The organism is Citrobacter freundii complex sp. CFNIH2 (genome assembly GCF_002880615.1).
In the GTDB taxonomy this organism is placed as follows: domain Bacteria; phylum Pseudomonadota; class Gammaproteobacteria; order Enterobacterales; family Enterobacteriaceae; genus Citrobacter_A; species Citrobacter_A amalonaticus_F.
The window spans coordinates 5,021,240-5,035,857 of record NZ_CP025757.1 but is presented as its reverse complement, the minus strand read 5'-3'; the positions used below and the strand labels follow the sequence as shown (position 1 = coordinate 5,035,857).

Annotated in this window: 15 protein-coding genes; 8 read left to right on the top strand and 7 right to left on the bottom strand. The window is 50.8% G+C overall.

All coding sequences use genetic code 11. The annotated features are described in order from the left end of the window. Positions 1–118 precede the first annotated feature (118 nt). A complete protein-coding gene (locus WM46_RS24680) occupies positions 119–967 on the top strand; it encodes a transcriptional regulator (RefSeq protein ID WP_102603635.1) in 849 nt (282 codons plus the stop codon). Beyond that, positions 960–1,442 (top strand): hypothetical protein, encoded by a 483-nt coding sequence (locus tag WM46_RS24675; protein WP_102603634.1) that lies wholly within the window; start codon positions 960–962, stop codon positions 1,440–1,442. The genes WM46_RS24680 and WM46_RS24675 overlap by 8 nt, the downstream gene beginning before the upstream one ends. A 44-nt stretch (positions 1,443–1,486) precedes the next feature. Here WM46_RS24675 and WM46_RS24670 read toward each other — a convergent pair whose 3' ends face one another. After that, on the bottom strand, positions 1,487–2,038 hold the full coding sequence (locus WM46_RS24670; RefSeq protein ID WP_102603633.1) for a hypothetical protein: 552 nt from the start codon (positions 2,036–2,038) through the stop codon (positions 1,487–1,489). A 277-nt stretch (positions 2,039–2,315) separates the two neighbouring features. On the opposite strand from WM46_RS24670, the gene WM46_RS24665 reads away from it, so the two are divergent. Next, on the top strand, positions 2,316–2,939 hold the full coding sequence (locus WM46_RS24665; protein ID WP_102603632.1) for a DNA-binding protein: 624 nt from the start codon (positions 2,316–2,318) through the stop codon (positions 2,937–2,939). On the opposite strand, the gene WM46_RS24660 is transcribed toward WM46_RS24665, so the two are convergent. The 6 genes from WM46_RS24660 to WM46_RS24635 all read right to left on the bottom strand — a co-directional run bounded on the left by WM46_RS24660 (position 2,936) and on the right by WM46_RS24635 (position 9,630). Next, positions 2,936–3,460: a hypothetical protein gene (locus WM46_RS24660; protein ID WP_061075212.1), complete on the bottom strand. Its 525-nt coding sequence runs from the start codon at positions 3,458–3,460 to the stop codon at positions 2,936–2,938. The two genes, WM46_RS24665 and WM46_RS24660, sit on opposite strands and share 4 nt — an antisense overlap. Positions 3,461–3,599: 139 nt before the next feature. Further along, on the bottom strand, positions 3,600–4,691 hold the full coding sequence (locus WM46_RS24655) for a fimbrial protein (RefSeq protein ID WP_102603894.1): 1,092 nt from the start codon (positions 4,689–4,691) through the stop codon (positions 3,600–3,602). A 17-nt stretch (positions 4,692–4,708) separates the two neighbouring features. Further along, on the bottom strand, positions 4,709–7,210 hold the full coding sequence (locus WM46_RS24650; RefSeq protein ID WP_410374619.1) for a fimbria/pilus outer membrane usher protein: 2,502 nt from the start codon (positions 7,208–7,210) through the stop codon (positions 4,709–4,711). A gap of 17 nt (positions 7,211–7,227) precedes the next feature. Next, positions 7,228–7,893, bottom strand: coding sequence for a molecular chaperone (locus tag WM46_RS24645; protein WP_102603630.1), 666 nt, complete (start codon positions 7,891–7,893; stop codon positions 7,228–7,230). 67 nt (positions 7,894–7,960) lie between these two features. Further along, positions 7,961–8,503 (bottom strand): fimbrial protein, encoded by a 543-nt coding sequence (locus WM46_RS24640; RefSeq protein WP_061075215.1) that lies wholly within the window; start codon positions 8,501–8,503, stop codon positions 7,961–7,963. 551 nt (positions 8,504–9,054) lie between these two features. Next, positions 9,055–9,630, bottom strand: a complete 576-nt coding sequence (locus WM46_RS24635) for a TIGR00730 family Rossman fold protein (RefSeq protein ID WP_102603629.1) — start codon at positions 9,628–9,630, stop codon at positions 9,055–9,057. An 844-nt stretch (positions 9,631–10,474) separates the two neighbouring features. On the opposite strand from WM46_RS24635, the gene WM46_RS24630 reads away from it, so the two are divergent. The 5 genes from WM46_RS24630 (at position 10,475) to WM46_RS24610 (ending at position 14,549) form a co-directional block, all read left to right on the top strand. After that, complete coding sequence (locus WM46_RS24630; RefSeq protein WP_102603893.1) at positions 10,475–11,080, top strand: tyrosine-type DNA invertase; 606 nt, start codon at positions 10,475–10,477, stop codon at positions 11,078–11,080. A 460-nt stretch (positions 11,081–11,540) separates the two neighbouring features. Then, entirely contained in the window at positions 11,541–12,137 is a 597-nt protein-coding gene (locus tag WM46_RS24625; protein ID WP_061075218.1) for a tyrosine-type DNA invertase, read from the top strand. A gap of 494 nt (positions 12,138–12,631) precedes the next feature. Continuing rightward, a complete protein-coding gene (gene fimA / locus WM46_RS24620) occupies positions 12,632–13,180 on the top strand; it encodes a type 1 fimbrial major subunit FimA (RefSeq protein WP_042999433.1) in 549 nt (182 codons plus the stop codon). A gap of 68 nt (positions 13,181–13,248) precedes the next feature. Beyond that, positions 13,249–13,788, top strand: a complete 540-nt coding sequence (locus tag WM46_RS24615; RefSeq protein ID WP_102603628.1) for a fimbrial protein — start codon at positions 13,249–13,251, stop codon at positions 13,786–13,788. Positions 13,789–13,844: 56 nt separating this feature from the next. Then, positions 13,845–14,549 (top strand): fimbria/pilus periplasmic chaperone, encoded by a 705-nt coding sequence (locus tag WM46_RS24610; protein ID WP_410374618.1) that lies wholly within the window; start codon positions 13,845–13,847, stop codon positions 14,547–14,549. The last annotated feature ends 69 nt before the right edge of the window (positions 14,550–14,618 follow it).

The following is a 14,618-nucleotide window of genomic DNA, read 5'->3' as shown; positions in this document are numbered from 1 at the left end:
CATTAGTTTCATAAATCAAACGACTTACTGAATTCATTTATACTATACGTAATAGTAGGTTCAGAATTTTCTACAACAAGTCTCTACTGTCTATAACTTTCGAACACCGTGAACCCATATGTACTGGATTATTAACGATAATATTGAATTCAGACCAGACAGTAAAAAGTTAATTTCTGTCACTAATCCAGAAATTAACGTGGTTTTGACAACGCCTGCCAGCCGTTGTCTGCTTTTGCTGCTTGACGCTTCACCGGACGTCGTCACTCAGCAGGAGTTTTTCAAAAAGGTATGGGAAGATGAAGGCATGCTGGTGCCGGCCAATACCCTTTACCAGAATATTTCTATTGTCCGTCGTGGCTTACGCGCCGTTGGCGAGACTGACCGAATCCTTGTCGCCACGGTACCGCGCAAAGGGTTCCAAATCGACAAAAGCGTTAAAATTACCCGCGTTGCGGCGGTTCAGGAAGCTGATGTGGCCCCTGATTCTCTGCAAGGTGAAGATGAACTGGATGTGGAGTACCACACAGAGGCGGACCCGGCTCTTACGCCAGAAGAAATAGCCCCACCGGCCCGTACGGCGACGGTACGTCAGAGCAGCAGATTGCCGCTCTTCGTGGGCATCCTCGCCATGGTAGCGGCATTTTTCATTGGCGCTATCGGCATAAACGCTTTCTGGCACTTTAGCGATACGAAGCCATTCTTCGCTGACTACACCTTCGTCGAGCAGGATAAAGGCTGTCGTTTCTATACCACGGATGACAGCCACGATAGCAAAAACAGTTTTGCACGCTTTAAGGCGCTGATTCTGGGGTCTGGACTCGATTGCGAAAAGTATCCCTGGGTGTACTTCCCGCTATCACAAACGTCGCCTGGCTTAGCGGTTCTTGTCTGCCGCCAGAACTACCTGAAATCAGCCGTTCCAGGTTGTATTACACTCTCTTTTCGCGGAGTAGGAAGTGAGTAAAAGAACAATCTTAATGATGAGTGCAGTATTTTTACTCGCGGGTGTGCTCATCGGCGCGTTATACAATTTTTTAATGTCTAAACATTACGATAAACAGGAATGTTCGATGTCGCTGGTGGTGTTTCATAAAAACGCCCGCGCAAATATCACGCTGAACTACATGTATTCGCTGAAAAACCAGAACGGCATCGTGGCCGTCAGCGGAACCTATATTGAAGATAACAAACTGAAAGGGCGCATCCGACGGGATGTCGCCTATAACTGGACAGAAAATCAGGATTCGTATCACTTACACTCAAGCAGAATCAACAAGTTCGACATTATCGAAACGTTGCCGGACGATCTGTTAGCCAATATTCTGCCTGATTTTTACGTCTACCCCGATAAAGATGTGAGTTACTCCATTCTCAATCAGGGCGTTCACGGGTTCCTGTTCACCATCGGAAAACGTCCCCTGCTCTACTGCGCCCGCTAAACGGGAGAACACCGTCAGCGCTGTGCCAACAGGGCTGACGCGTTTTAAAGAAACAGACTCTCTTCCAGTAAATTCTCTTTGATTAGCAGCAGATCGTGAACCCGGTGCCCACCTAATTTCTTACACGCAAGATTACGATAGGTGTATACCCGTTTCGGCGGTAATGCCAATGATTCGGCAATCAGGTTAATATCTTTACCCAACAGCGATTCACAAATAATCCTTTTTTCAACACAATTGAGAACATGATTCCTGATAGCCTGGCGTTTTTCCATTCCCACCAGACGCGTAATAATCATCATCAGCGAGAGTAGAGACTGTTGTGCACTGACAATCATATCGGCATCAAAGACCAATGCGCTTCGCTCAGAGTTCAGTATCACCAACAGCTTACATTTTTTGTTGAGTCTGGAGATTTCTTTAGCACAACATTTGTTGAACAGATTAAGATGCAAAATCACGGTATCGTCGAATGTGAGTCTTTCAACTGGCAAATGGGGCATGGTTTCTTTCACGATTTCCAGGTTGGCCTCTTTTGCCAATAAGACAATACCCTCCTGCAAATAGTTATCATTGCTTATAATATATATCGCCATCGCTTTATTTCCGTATTAATAATTCAACTCACGGGTGATTTCCGTTCTTCTATATCCAGCTTTAGCGAGACATGCAAAAATTATATTGATAAGTTTACGAATAATGCAATTAAATAGTCTTAACTGGTGTGAGATCTATAACTTATTGATAACTTGAATTTTAATTAAAGTTCTTAAACGCCCTTAAGTAGACAATTATTCGCTTCTCTCTGTATTCTGTCTCTTTCTCTATGTTATGTTGTGCCATTAGCGAACGGGCGGATGGGATGGGAAAGCAATGACCAGGCGTATCGATTACCTGATTGAGAAATATCATTTCACTGAAATCAACGAGTCGCCGCGCATTACCAGCCAATGGAAAGAGGTTCTGGCGGAGTGCCAACAAGAGAATGCCGGCGTTGAAGAACGACTGCGTATCGCGCTGCTTAATGTCGATTACGTGACCAGTTTTGAACTGCCTTTTCGCTTACTGCTCACCCGCACCCCGCAATTGATCGATAAACTGCGGAAAGAATTTGCCCTCACCCAGAAAAATGTCCTGATTAATGATAAACGCCGTGGGCAGGTTTACAGTATCAGCGCCGATCTCAGCCGTGTCCCCGATGCCTTTCGTTATCGCCTGTCGTCACGTATCCGCCGTATGGATGAGAAAACCATCACCACGGCCCCCTATCAGCAGGTTGCCAGTCTAACTAAACACCCCGAAGAGCGGCTTCGCCTGGCGCTGGAGAGCGGTTTGCAGGTTAACGCCCTGGATGGGCTGTTCTGGTTGGGAATTCAGCGTATTGCCGCCGATATTCAGCGACTCCGCGCGTCAGGCATGCCGGTTCTGGCCTCAGATGTCGAGGTGTTCGATTCACTCACCGGCACGCGCCGAACCGTGACGGCATACCATCTTTAACCGGTTGTCAGTTCCTGAAAGCGGGATAAAAAAAGCGCGCGCGCCTCTCGTGGCATCAGCGGGGTGACGGTCAACCGCGTCGTGGGCGAGATTCCAGCCAGCATCGGCCAGTCACTACCGGGATCCAGATTGAGATCGCGCCGCTCGGTCGCCAGCATCATCAGGTCCACTTGCTTAATCACTTTGCTCGGTGTGAGAGGAAGATCGAAACGCTGACGAATGGCGTTATCCAGCCGTCCTTCTATCTCTTTGTACGCGGGAAGCAAGCGCTTTAGCGGTGAGGGAAGATCCAGACAATAGGCCTCAGCGGCATCGTGCAGCAGCGCTTCAAGCGCGAACTCAGGTGGCGTTAACTGACTGCACAGAACCCCATGTTGGGCGACACTGTAAAATTCAGGCACATGCCCGGCAAAGCGACAGAGGTGCGAAAGGGCGACCGCGATATCTTCAATCACGATATGCTCCGGTCGAACATCGCTGTAATCAATGTGTTGCCCGGTAAAGGTGGCGATAAATTTCATCCGATCTCCTGCTTCCTTGCCGTTCTTGCCCACGTCGGGCGCCTGGGTAGTTATAAAGAAACTACGTTTTTATATTCACCCCGTAAATATATTTCACCCCTCAGCGCACGCTTTTCAGAACGATCGCTTTTATCGGTTTTCAGTTATATTCCAGCACAAAGGTGGCGGTGCCATTTGCCCGTCCCGCGGTGACCGTCGATCCTGTCTGTACCATCTGCGCCAGAAAATTGATCGGCACCGCCGTTGCGGCGCTGGAAGCAGGTACTTTCTGCACCACCGGCAGATTTGCGGGCTCATTCAGCGTGACCGATGTTCCCTTCATCGGTCCGTTACCGCCATTATCGCCATAGCGGATCCGGATCCCAACGCCGTCCGCGCCACCGGGAAAGTGCGTAATATCCAGCGTATCCGTCACCCCGGTTGTTGCCGGCGTCGCGAAGAAGCCAATGCGGATATCCGTGGGTGTCGCGCAATACACCGGGATGCTAAACGGCACTGCCGAACCGCCAGTGGTACCCGGACCTTTGAAATCGCTCCGGTTCGCTTTGCCCAGATCGACAAAAATACTGGCGCGAGTGACGCTACAGCTACCGCTGCTGCCGATGTCCACATTCATCGCCGCAAGATCGAGGATCACCGGCCTGCTGACCTGATCGCCATTTCCCACCGCGTTCGGGTACACCATCGACAGGTTCCCGACATTTGCCAGCGCGTTGGCGAAAGCATGGTTATTACTCACCAGTCGAATGTCAGCGGTTTTATAGAAGGTTACCCACGCTTTCACCTCCACTTCCCGTTGCGTCAGCATCGACGGGCTCTCTGTGCTGTCGCAAACCGTAACCGACCGACTGCCCACCGACTCCAGGAAATGGATCGGCCCCCCGTCGCACTGGAAACTGAGTGAGTAGCCGATCCCTGGCAAGGCCGAATTGAACACCGCATGTCCGTCAATCATCTGCCCGCCCTGAGTATTCATCTGCTGATAGACGATTTTTTTCCACGACGATGTCGTCCCTTGCCGATCGCAGGTAAAGCGAATCCCCCCACCGTTCACCGGCATAATACTGCTCATCTGAGTATTGACCCGCAGCGTCGGCAGATACTTAATGTTTTGAAAGTTCAGGGTCATTTGTCCGGTATTGCCCTGACAGGTTTCGGCCTGAACGTACTGACTAAACAGGCTCGCTAACAGCAGCATTAACCCGCAAATGAGACGAAAAATCCCTGACATCGCCAGTTCCTCATGATTCATAAACATTGTCCCGCCACCTCTTTCACCGGGTTCCGGTCTTGTGCATCCGCCATCCGGAAATGCAGTACGCATTGCCGGCTCACGCCCGCGTCGTCCCATTTCGCCTCAAGAGTACCTGCCGTAGGCACCCCGCTCAGGTAGACCTGCCCGCGTTCGGCCACCATCGCGCTTGCTGTACCGTCATCACCCACCAGCCGGACGCTGGCACCAAAAGGCACCACATCCTGGCCGTGGCGAAGCGTGAACAGTACGCGGTTGCCGATATGCGTCTGGTAATGTGCTTCCACCACCGCACCGCCGCCAGGGATCACCGTCGCCCCCTGCAACTCGACATCCGCATCATCCGGTAACGTCTGTGCATCCAGCGCGATCACGTTTTTGTGATAGGGCGTAAGCGTGGGCACCACGGCATAACCACGCCAGTCAGTATGAACATTATTACCGTTCTGAATCGCGACGTTCGCTGCGCCCGGCGCGCGAACAATGGCGAAACTGTCACCGACATTCTGTCCGAGCGTGATGCCGTGCGGATGCACCACCAGCGCGCCTGACGCCCCCCAGGTCATCTGGCTGCTGTCGCGATCGCGGCGATACCCCAACTGCGTCGTCCCGTAACCCCCGTGATAGTCCAGCGATGCGCTGCTATTGCTGCCCTGCCCCTGATTCGCAACCCCCTGCTGTACCGAATAGTAGAGGTTTTGATTCTGCGGCAGCGCACCGTATATTCCCACCTGTTGCGAGGTGTAGCCGTGATTATCGGAAGAGGTGTTGTAGCTTACGGTGCTGTCTGACCACGCGCCGCCCAGCGGCAGCGTGACGTTAAATGACCACGAGCGATCCGGCGCGCTGTGTCTTGTCGTTTTGGTGTAGAAATAGCCTACGCTCCAGGAGACACGCTTCCAGGTACTGTAAAATCCGGCGTGCAGGGTTTGATCGCGATCCGCGTTATGCCAGTAGTCCTGCGAATACGCTGACAGCGAAAGTGTGCCCACCTCTCCCAGCGCCTGATTAACGGAAATCTCTTCGCGACTGCGCTTGCTCCACGTCTGACCGTGGCGGCTTTCCAGCATCGCGGCTTCGCTAAAATCATAATATCCGCTGGAAGAGTAACGATAGCTGGCCAGACTGAATGAAGTCCCCGTTTGCGCAACGCTTTTCTGGTACTGCGCGCGCAGCGAATGTCCGGTGTAACGCTTACCCGAAGGCGTCGTGGTCGCCGCCCAGGTTGTATCCAACCCCAGCGCGCCCAGCAGGCCAAAACCACGCCCCAGCCCTGCCGCTACGGCATGATAATCGTCGGCCAGTTGCGAACCGCCATAGAAGGTGAACTCAGCGGGCAGGCCATAAAAAAGCGTTCCCTGCATAAACGTCGGCGAACGACTGCGTTGTGAGGTTGAGTGATAGCGCCCGGCGCTCAGGCTGAATTTGGCGCGTCCTTCACGCAGCATAAATGGCACCGCAGCAAACGGCTGTGTCCAGCGCCGCTCAGAACCATCGCTCTCTTTAACGGTGACCTCCAGGTCGCCGCTCTGGGCGGTGGGATAGAGATCCTGAATGGCAAATGCCCCCGGTGACACGTAGGTTTCATAAATCACATAGCCATGCTGCGTGATGGTTACTTTCGCATTACTGTGCGCCACGCCGCGCACAATCGGAGCAAAGCCGTTCATGCTGTCGGGTTGCATTTCGTCATCAGACATCAGCTGTACGCCGCGAAATTGCACGCTGTCAAAAACGTCGCCACGGGTGTAGGTATCCCCCATTCGCAGCTGACTTTTAAGCGAGACGATGTCGCGTTGCAGGTAAGTACTTTGCGAGTCCCAGCGTCGGGTTTTATCGTACTGCATCGACGAGATGTTACGCAGTCGCCACGCGCCGAGGTTAACGCCACTGCGCAGGTTCAGGTAACTGGAACGTCCGTCATCCGTTGACTGCCGGGTCTGCGAGCCGGAAAAAGTGTAATCGACGAAGGCGGCCGGAATGCCGTTATCCCAACGCGAAGGATCGACGTAGCCGTGACTCTGCACATTCATCGCCGCCTGCGGAATGCTCAGATTCAGACGCTGGGTCGAGAAATCAAACTGGCTGCGGGCATCGGGTATGTAGCGCCCGATATCAGTAAAGGATCCCCCTTCCGGCAGTTGGCTGAAGGCGGTAAACGCGCTGACGTTGACCCCGTATTCCGCCAGTTGCGAAGGGGTAAGCACCGGTTTCAGTTGCCCATTATCCTCTACAAACGTCACATTCTGCTGTGCGACCTCTTGTTCGTTGAGCCAGATACTGACCGGGTACGTTCCGGGTTGCTGTCCGCCCGCGTTGGCAAAATAGTGCAGGTCCGCCAGTTTCTGTTGCGGATCGCGTAATTCCAGCGCAGCAGGATCAAAATAGTCATCTGCCCACGCCTGACGCTGATCGCAAAACAGCAGTAAAACGCCAGGGATGGTCGCCAGCAGCAGCGTCGCGCTGTTCGCCGATAACAGGACGGTTCTCTTTTTCACGGGAAGGTTGCCTGACATCACTGTTGCGCGGAATCGGTCACGCCGCCAAAATCATTGATCGCCCGCCATTTCACCGGGCCGCTGCCGTTGATCGTCCAGCGACGCGTGCTCAGCGGGGCGATCATCCCCGGCTCGGCAAGCGCTTTGCCGCCAACGGTCAGGGAGAATAAGGAGATGTGATACGGCGTCGGGTTGTTCGCCACCAGTTGGTTTCCCTGCACGCTAAAGGTCAAGTGCATCCAGGCGTCTTTTGCCTCGCCTTTCAGCCCCTGCGGACGATAAAAAAGTTTGAAGCGGGATTTCACGTTAATCTGCAGTTTATTGGCGTCCTCTTTTTGCGTCGGAGCGATACTTTTAATGTTCAGCCAGAACATGGACTCCCGATCGGCAGGCAATGCGCCTCCCGTAAACGTAATACGCAGGACGTTTTGCTGTTCCGGCTCAAGACGAAACAGCGGCGGAGTGACCACGAACGGCACCGGACGCTTATCCTCTGCGCTCGCGTTATCCACCCACGATTGCACCAGATACGGCGTCTGCATGTCGGCATTCGTCACCGTCATGGTGGCTTCGCGCTTCCCTTCCTGATAAACAACACGGGTTCCACCCATGACAATGCCTGCCTGCGCGGTAGCGCTCAGCAGAACGAACGATGCCGTCATTGCGGCGATAAACTGTTTCATGAGATGTGACCATCAGGAAAAGAAGAAAAAAGAGTTGAGCAGACCGGAAGCCTGCTCAGAATGTCTATCAGTTGTATACCATCAGGAAGTCAGCAGAGCCGTTAGCGCTGCCCGCCGTCACATTCGTGGTAGTGGAAACATAATCGGCCATAAATTTCAGATCGGCTTTATTTGATACCACATTCTCAGCGGCAGACACTGAACCCAGGGTAATTGGCGTCGGCGTGCTACCTGCATTATATAATTTGATGCCGACACCCGTTGCAACAGAGTTTGAATTCAATGCCAGCAATGCGGGATTATTCGCATCTGTCACCCCCGTAAATAACACGGCCACCGTTTTCACCGACGCCGGACAATTATCCACGCTGATGGTAAAAGGCGTTTTCGTGGTTTCCACCCCGGTACCGGTAAAAAAGGTTTTTGCCCATCGACCTAAATCCACGGCGGGATTTTTTGATCCCGTAGTGACATTACAGGAGCTATCAACAATCTCGCCGGAAAACTCCACTGTGCCACCGGTTCCCTGCACCCCAGAAACCGCAGACAGCGCGGCGCCAGATGCCATTGCGCTGACCAGGAACGCGGCTATACGAATTTGACTCTTCATTATTTCGCTCATTTAAACGCATTATTAATGTTTACTTTCGCCAATACAAAAATTGTTCTGGCGCTTCTCCCTTCGTATGCTCCAGCTGATAATATTCACAATCCCGTCGTGATAATACGAGGCTTTACTTGCTGTGGTAATGTGGCAAAGATAAAACATGGCCTTTTAATAAAGACGTTCACCGCTGCCATGTTAACCGTGATTAAAATGATATTTTTCTACGTTACAAATTGCAATACCACTGAATTTTCTGCAATACAGGAAGATAAAAGTCTACATTAATATTCGCGGCCAGTTTTTTATTAACTGTATCAACACACCCCACTGCGACGGCTGAAATAAACATCATGGCAACATATAGAGAGAAAAGAGATCATTTTCTGGGCTTTTTTTTGCCTGGCAGGCGTCTGGCCTAAGCGAAATTAAGAATATTCCTGGAGGGAGGACCGCCTTTTCTGCCATCGATGTGAATCTGGCGTAAAAATGCCCCCGGCGGGGCATGTCAGTGACAGGCAGTCACCCTCTGCTCTTAAGGAACCCCGTGAGTCGCCTTATTTCTGGGTCGCGGTCCACTTGGAAGTCGGCGGCGTATAGGCCGAAAAATACTCAACAATTTCCGGCAACGAGTCGGAGAAAAACAGCATATCCACGTAGCTCTGCTTCATAAAACCTTCATCGGCCATTTTCTGCACCATGACCTGCAGCGGTTGATAAAAGTTGTTCATGTTATAAAACGCGCAGGGTTTGTGGTGGATGCCTAATTGTCCCCACGTCCACTGCTCAAAAATCTCTTCCAGCGTGCCTGCCCCGCCGGGTAAGGCGATGAAAGCAGAAGACAGCGCCGCCATGCGGTCTTTACGCTGGTGCATATTCTCAACGACCTGCAAATCCGTCAGCCCGGTATGCGCAATTTCACGTTCAACCAAAGACACGGGCATCACTCCCGTCACGTGCCCGCCGTGTTGCAGGGCTGAATCCGCCACGGCCCCCATCAATCCGACCCGGCCACCGCCATAAACAATGCCCAGCCCGGCCTGAGCCAGATAGGTTCCGGCTTCGCGCGCGGCCTGCATATAAACAGAAGAATGGCCTTCAGATGAACCGCAAAAAATACCGATAGACTTCATATAATTTCCTTCAGGAATTACTCAATCCGTAAGTCTTCATTCACTCAATGTCGAAACAGCATAATGCAAAGAGGCTCAATACACTATGTAAGACTGGACAGCTGAAAGTACTGACCATGTGAGTTCCAGTAATTACCAAAAATGAGATGTCATACCCGCCGCATGTCGATATCAGAAAACCCCACGGCCTTTGCAGCACGACAGGCATAAATGCCCTTATACAATAAAGGTAGTTTCAGGCGTTATTATTCCCTCGCTCGCATTTTATTTGTCGCAAAACATTTCATCAGATAAAGACATGCTAATTTCAGACACACGTGCGCATCCGCAAATATACCCGTACTATTGCAATTTCTGCGAGTTAACGGGAATCATGCGGCTTCCGGCTAAATACCTGACAAATCCTCTAAAGCGGTCACATGACTTATTATAGCTATTCTCACCGTGTTTTTTGCAGTATTGTTTACTCATTGTTGTAGTTCTACAGTGAATGCTAGCGAGGTTGCCATGTCGTTTTTCGCCCTTAGCGAAGCCTTTTGTTCATCATTCGGGATGTTCCGGAATGGGCACGATCTTAGAACAGCAATAACGTTTATTGATTCAGCAAGATAAGCAAGAACACAAGACCAGAGGAGGCGCCCAGTCGATAATGTCACGACGTTATGACGAAACAACATACAGCCATTTTCATTATCCGCTCAAGTCCTTCTGTGGCGAAGCAGCGTTGCATACGATTAGCGCCTACCGTGCAGTGCAAATAAATAATGAGTTAAAACCAGATAAGACCATTGGATTAATGGAAATCAGCAGAACGCTTGCGCACCTGCAATCAAAAGGGAACCTAATGAAAAACAACGTCGATAATAAGAAGAGGAATTTCCTGACTCAAAATGAAATAGAGTCGCTTCTCAAAGCAGCAAACACTGGACCACACGCTGCCCGCAATTACTGTCTGACCTTATTGTGTTTTATTCATGGATTTCGTGCCAGTGAAATCTGTCGCCTGCAAATTTCAGATATTGATATCAAATCGCGCTGTATTTATATTCACCGCCTGAAAAAAGGTTTTTCGACAACACATCCATTATTAAGTGAAGAAATTCAGGCGTTAAAGAACTGGCTGGCTATTCGTGCCGCTTATCCTCATGCCAACAGTGAATGGTTATTTTTATCGAGAAAAGGAAACCCTCTTTCTCGCCAACAGTTTTATCAAATCATTTCAGCCTCGGGCGATCACGCTGGACTCCCGCTTGAAATTCATCCGCATATGCTTCGTCACTCATGCGGTTTTGCGTTAGCCAATATGGGGATCGACACCCGTCTCATCCAGGATTACCTGGGACACCGTAACATTCGCCATACCGTCTGGTACACCGCCAGTAATGCAGGTCGATTTTACGGTATCTGGGATGACGCTAAACTCAAACAACATAACGCTATTTCACTGTGACACATACAACACCATGGATGGTGTTAAAAAAACGCGATGAACAAAGCATTAATAATATTTAACCATATATTTATTATGCTTATTGTTCACCTTCATCCTTATTCGCATCATAATTAAACAGTTTTATTATATCCTTGTAATTAATCAGGATACCTTTTTTCAACATGACCTTTTCGTCAAACCAACCTTCACTGAACCCTCACCATCTGTAACTATTTTTCGTTTAAATTTATACACCTGACTTTGTCTACAACAGACGCTATTGTCGCACCTGATAAAATCAATAAAAATAAGACTTATCACGTAGCAATAATAGCTGCGTATGTAAAAGTGATGTAATCACAGACGGTGATTAATCCCCCAAATATAATATGCCTTTAACATCGCGGATTATTTTTTAATCGCATGATGTTTTCTACAGGTGTCCATTAACAGAAACATATTTCAGGAGTAATGCATTGTGAACCGACGTCGTTATCTTACTGGCAAAGAAGTACAAGCCATGATGCTGGCCGCCCGACATGGCGCGACCGGAGAGCGAGATTATTGTCTTATTTTGCTGGCATTCCGTCACGGCATGCGTATCAGTGAACTCCTCGATTTGCATTACCGCGACCTCGATCTCAACGAGGGACGAATCAATGTCCGTCGACTGAAAAACGGTTTTTCCACCATTCATCCACTGCGTTTTGATGAGCGTGAGGCCGTTGAACGCTGGAGTCAGGAGCGCGCAGGCTGGAGGGGCGCAGGCCGTACTGACGCCGTGTTTATCTCCCGTCGGGGGACACCGCTTTCTCGCCAGCAGGCATATCGCATTATTCGGGCGGCGGGGGTTGATGCTGGAACCGTTACCCATACTCACCCCCATATGCTCCGTCACGCCTGCGGTTATGAACTTGCCGAAAGAGGGGCCGATACGCGACTGATTCAGGATTATCTTGGCCACCGAAATATTCGCCATACCGTCCGTTATACTGCCAGCAACGCCGCACGTTTCGCCGGATTATGGGAGAGAAGCAGCCTGTTAGAGGTCATTTCGCAGGAGAAAAAGAAATAGGGTAACGCATTGATATAAAAGGGAAAGTATTTACCTGAACAGGTCAATTGGGGCCAAACTGTTTATATCATAAAAAGAATTAGTAAAGCTTTGCAACTAACAAGTTAGGAATTATCGATAAATACTATTTATCTCATTGATTAGAATAGCATTATCCACAGCATTTTTTCACTCTCACCTCCGCCACTTACGCGCTTTCAACATTTCTCCACCTGACTCCTGCACGATATCAGTCATTTGTATAAAACTATTTTGTAGTTTTTTATATCAAAAAATAAAAATTTACAGAAATAAAAAACCAAGTAAAAAGAAAAAAATCGCCATTTCAAGACGTTTATCCCAACGAGTCAAAATGGCCCCAATTGACTCATTAATTGGGTAAAAACTGTGCAGAACCGGCCGTCGCCCCATTCGGCTGAAATATGGAATGCCTGGAAGGCAAAACGACTGGCCATTTCGGTTCGTGATATCGACATTGTTTAAAGGAAAACAGCATGAAAATTAAAACACTGGCTATCGTTGCTATGTCAGCCCTGTCCCTGACCTCCGCGGCGGCTCTGGCCGATACCACCACGGTAAACGGCGGTACAGTGCATTTTAAAGGAGAAGTCGTTAACGCAGCCTGCGCCGTCGACGCCGGTTCAGTCGAACAAACCGTTCAGCTTGGCCAGGTTCGTTCGGCAAAACTGGCGACTGCGGGCAGCACCAGTTCCGCGGTCGGTTTCAACATTCAGCTTGATGATTGTGATACCAGCGTATCAACCAAAGCCTCTGTCGCGTTCTCTGGCACGGCCGTTGATACCACCAACAACACCGTACTGGCACTGCAGGGCTCTGCTGCCGGTAGCGCCACTAACGTTGGCGTCCAGATCCTCGACAACAAAGGCACCCCACTGGCGCTGGATGGCGCAACCTTTAGCGCCGCAACAACCCTGAACGATGGCACTAACATCATCCCGTTCCAGGCGCGTTACTACGCCACGGGCGCCGCAACTGCCGGTACCGCTAACGCAGACGCCACCTTCAAAGTTCAATACGAGTAATTCATCACGCAAGGACGCACCAGGGGCCAGGAGGGCCCGTTATCCGCAATGGGACTGAGGTGATAACGATGCAAAGGATGAAATCAGGTCTGCTGATGCTTTTACTTCCCGCCTGCGCGCTGGCCGGCAACAAGTGGAACGTGACGTTACCCGGCGGAAACATGCGTTTCCAGGGAGTCATTATTGCCGAATCTTGCCGCGTTGAAGCTGGCGATCGCCAGATGACCGTGCAAATGGGGCAGATCAGCAGCAATCGATTTCATGCGCCAGGGGAGGATATCAACCCTGTCTCTTTCGATATTCATCTCCAGGAGTGCAGTACCGCCGTAAGTCAACGCGTCGGCGTGGCATTTCATGGCGTCGCGGATGGTAAAAACCCTGACGTTCTCTCCGTGGGAGAAGGACCGGGGATCGCCAGCGGTATCGGGATAGCGTTATTTGATAAAGAAGGCAGCCAGCTCCCACTTAACGGCCCACCGGCTAGCTGGACACGGCTTTATTCCGGGCCAACCACACTGCATTTCGTTGCGAAATACCGTTCTACCGGACGTCAGGTCACCGGTGGGGTCGCGAATGCACAAGCCTGGTTCTCTTTGACCTACCAGTAATACCCCCGCAGAAATAGCAAATACAGGAAAAGACGGTGAGTACAGCAAGGATAAACATGAAAAAAACACGCACCATGATGCGCCGCCTGCTAGGCGGAATGCTGATGATTGCCGCCATGGGATTGTTCACACAGGCTGAAGCAGGCGTTGCGCTGGGGGCGACCCGGGTGATTTATCCGGCGGGTCAAAAACAGGTGCAACTGGCCGTCACCAACAATGATGACAACAGCACGTATCTGATCCAGTCATGGGTGGAAAATGCCGAAGGCGTCAAAGACGGGCGTTTTGTGGTAACACCGCCGCTGTTTGCCATGCAGGGAAAAAAGGAGAACACCTTACGCATTCTTGATGCAACCAATAACCAGTTACCACAGGACCGCGAAAGTCTGTTCTGGATGAACGTCAAAGCCATTCCGTCGATGGACAAATCGAAGCTCAGCGATAACACCCTGCAACTGGCTATTATCAGCCGTATCAAGCTGTACTACCGTCCAGCCGGACTCGCGCTGCCGCCAGATCAGGCCGCGGAAAAACTCACTTTCCGCCGCAGCGCAGGCACGCTCACATTGATCAACCCAACGCCGTACTACCTGACGGTGACCGAACTCAATGCCGGCACCCGGGTACTGGAAAATGCCCTCGTGCCTCCCCTGGGCGAAGCCCGCGTGAAGTTGCCAGCCGATGCGGGTAGCGAGATTACCTATAAAACCATTAATGACTATGGCGCACTGACGCCGCGCATGAAAGGCGCACTGCGATAACGAACAGGGAATCCGCGTGATCCCTGAATAAAAAAAGAACTGACAGCCGGGCGATTTTGAACCGGAGGG

Excerpts from the sequence above, each read along its gene's own strand:
- WM46_RS24680 (WP_102603635.1), top strand. The coding sequence starts at position 119 with ATGTACTGGATTATTAACGATAATATTGAATTCAGACCAGACAGTAAA.
- WM46_RS24670 (WP_102603633.1), bottom strand. The coding sequence starts at position 2,038 with ATGGCGATATATATTATAAGCAATGATAACTATTTGCAGGAGGGTATT.
- WM46_RS24665 (WP_102603632.1), top strand. The coding sequence starts at position 2,316 with ATGACCAGGCGTATCGATTACCTGATTGAGAAATATCATTTCACTGAA.
- WM46_RS24660 (WP_061075212.1), bottom strand. The coding sequence starts at position 3,460 with ATGAAATTTATCGCCACCTTTACCGGGCAACACATTGATTACAGCGAT.
- WM46_RS24655 (WP_102603894.1), bottom strand. The coding sequence starts at position 4,691 with ATGTCAGGGATTTTTCGTCTCATTTGCGGGTTAATGCTGCTGTTAGCG.
- WM46_RS24645 (WP_102603630.1), bottom strand. The coding sequence starts at position 7,893 with ATGAAACAGTTTATCGCCGCAATGACGGCATCGTTCGTTCTGCTGAGC.
- WM46_RS24640 (WP_061075215.1), bottom strand. The coding sequence starts at position 8,503 with ATGAAGAGTCAAATTCGTATAGCCGCGTTCCTGGTCAGCGCAATGGCA.
- WM46_RS24635 (WP_102603629.1), bottom strand. The coding sequence starts at position 9,630 with ATGAAGTCTATCGGTATTTTTTGCGGTTCATCTGAAGGCCATTCTTCT.
- WM46_RS24630 (WP_102603893.1), top strand. The coding sequence starts at position 10,475 with ATGAAAAACAACGTCGATAATAAGAAGAGGAATTTCCTGACTCAAAAT.
- fimA (WP_042999433.1), top strand. The coding sequence starts at position 12,632 with ATGAAAATTAAAACACTGGCTATCGTTGCTATGTCAGCCCTGTCCCTG.
- WM46_RS24615 (WP_102603628.1), top strand. The coding sequence starts at position 13,249 with ATGCAAAGGATGAAATCAGGTCTGCTGATGCTTTTACTTCCCGCCTGC.
- WM46_RS24610 (WP_410374618.1), top strand. The coding sequence starts at position 13,845 with ATGAAAAAAACACGCACCATGATGCGCCGCCTGCTAGGCGGAATGCTG.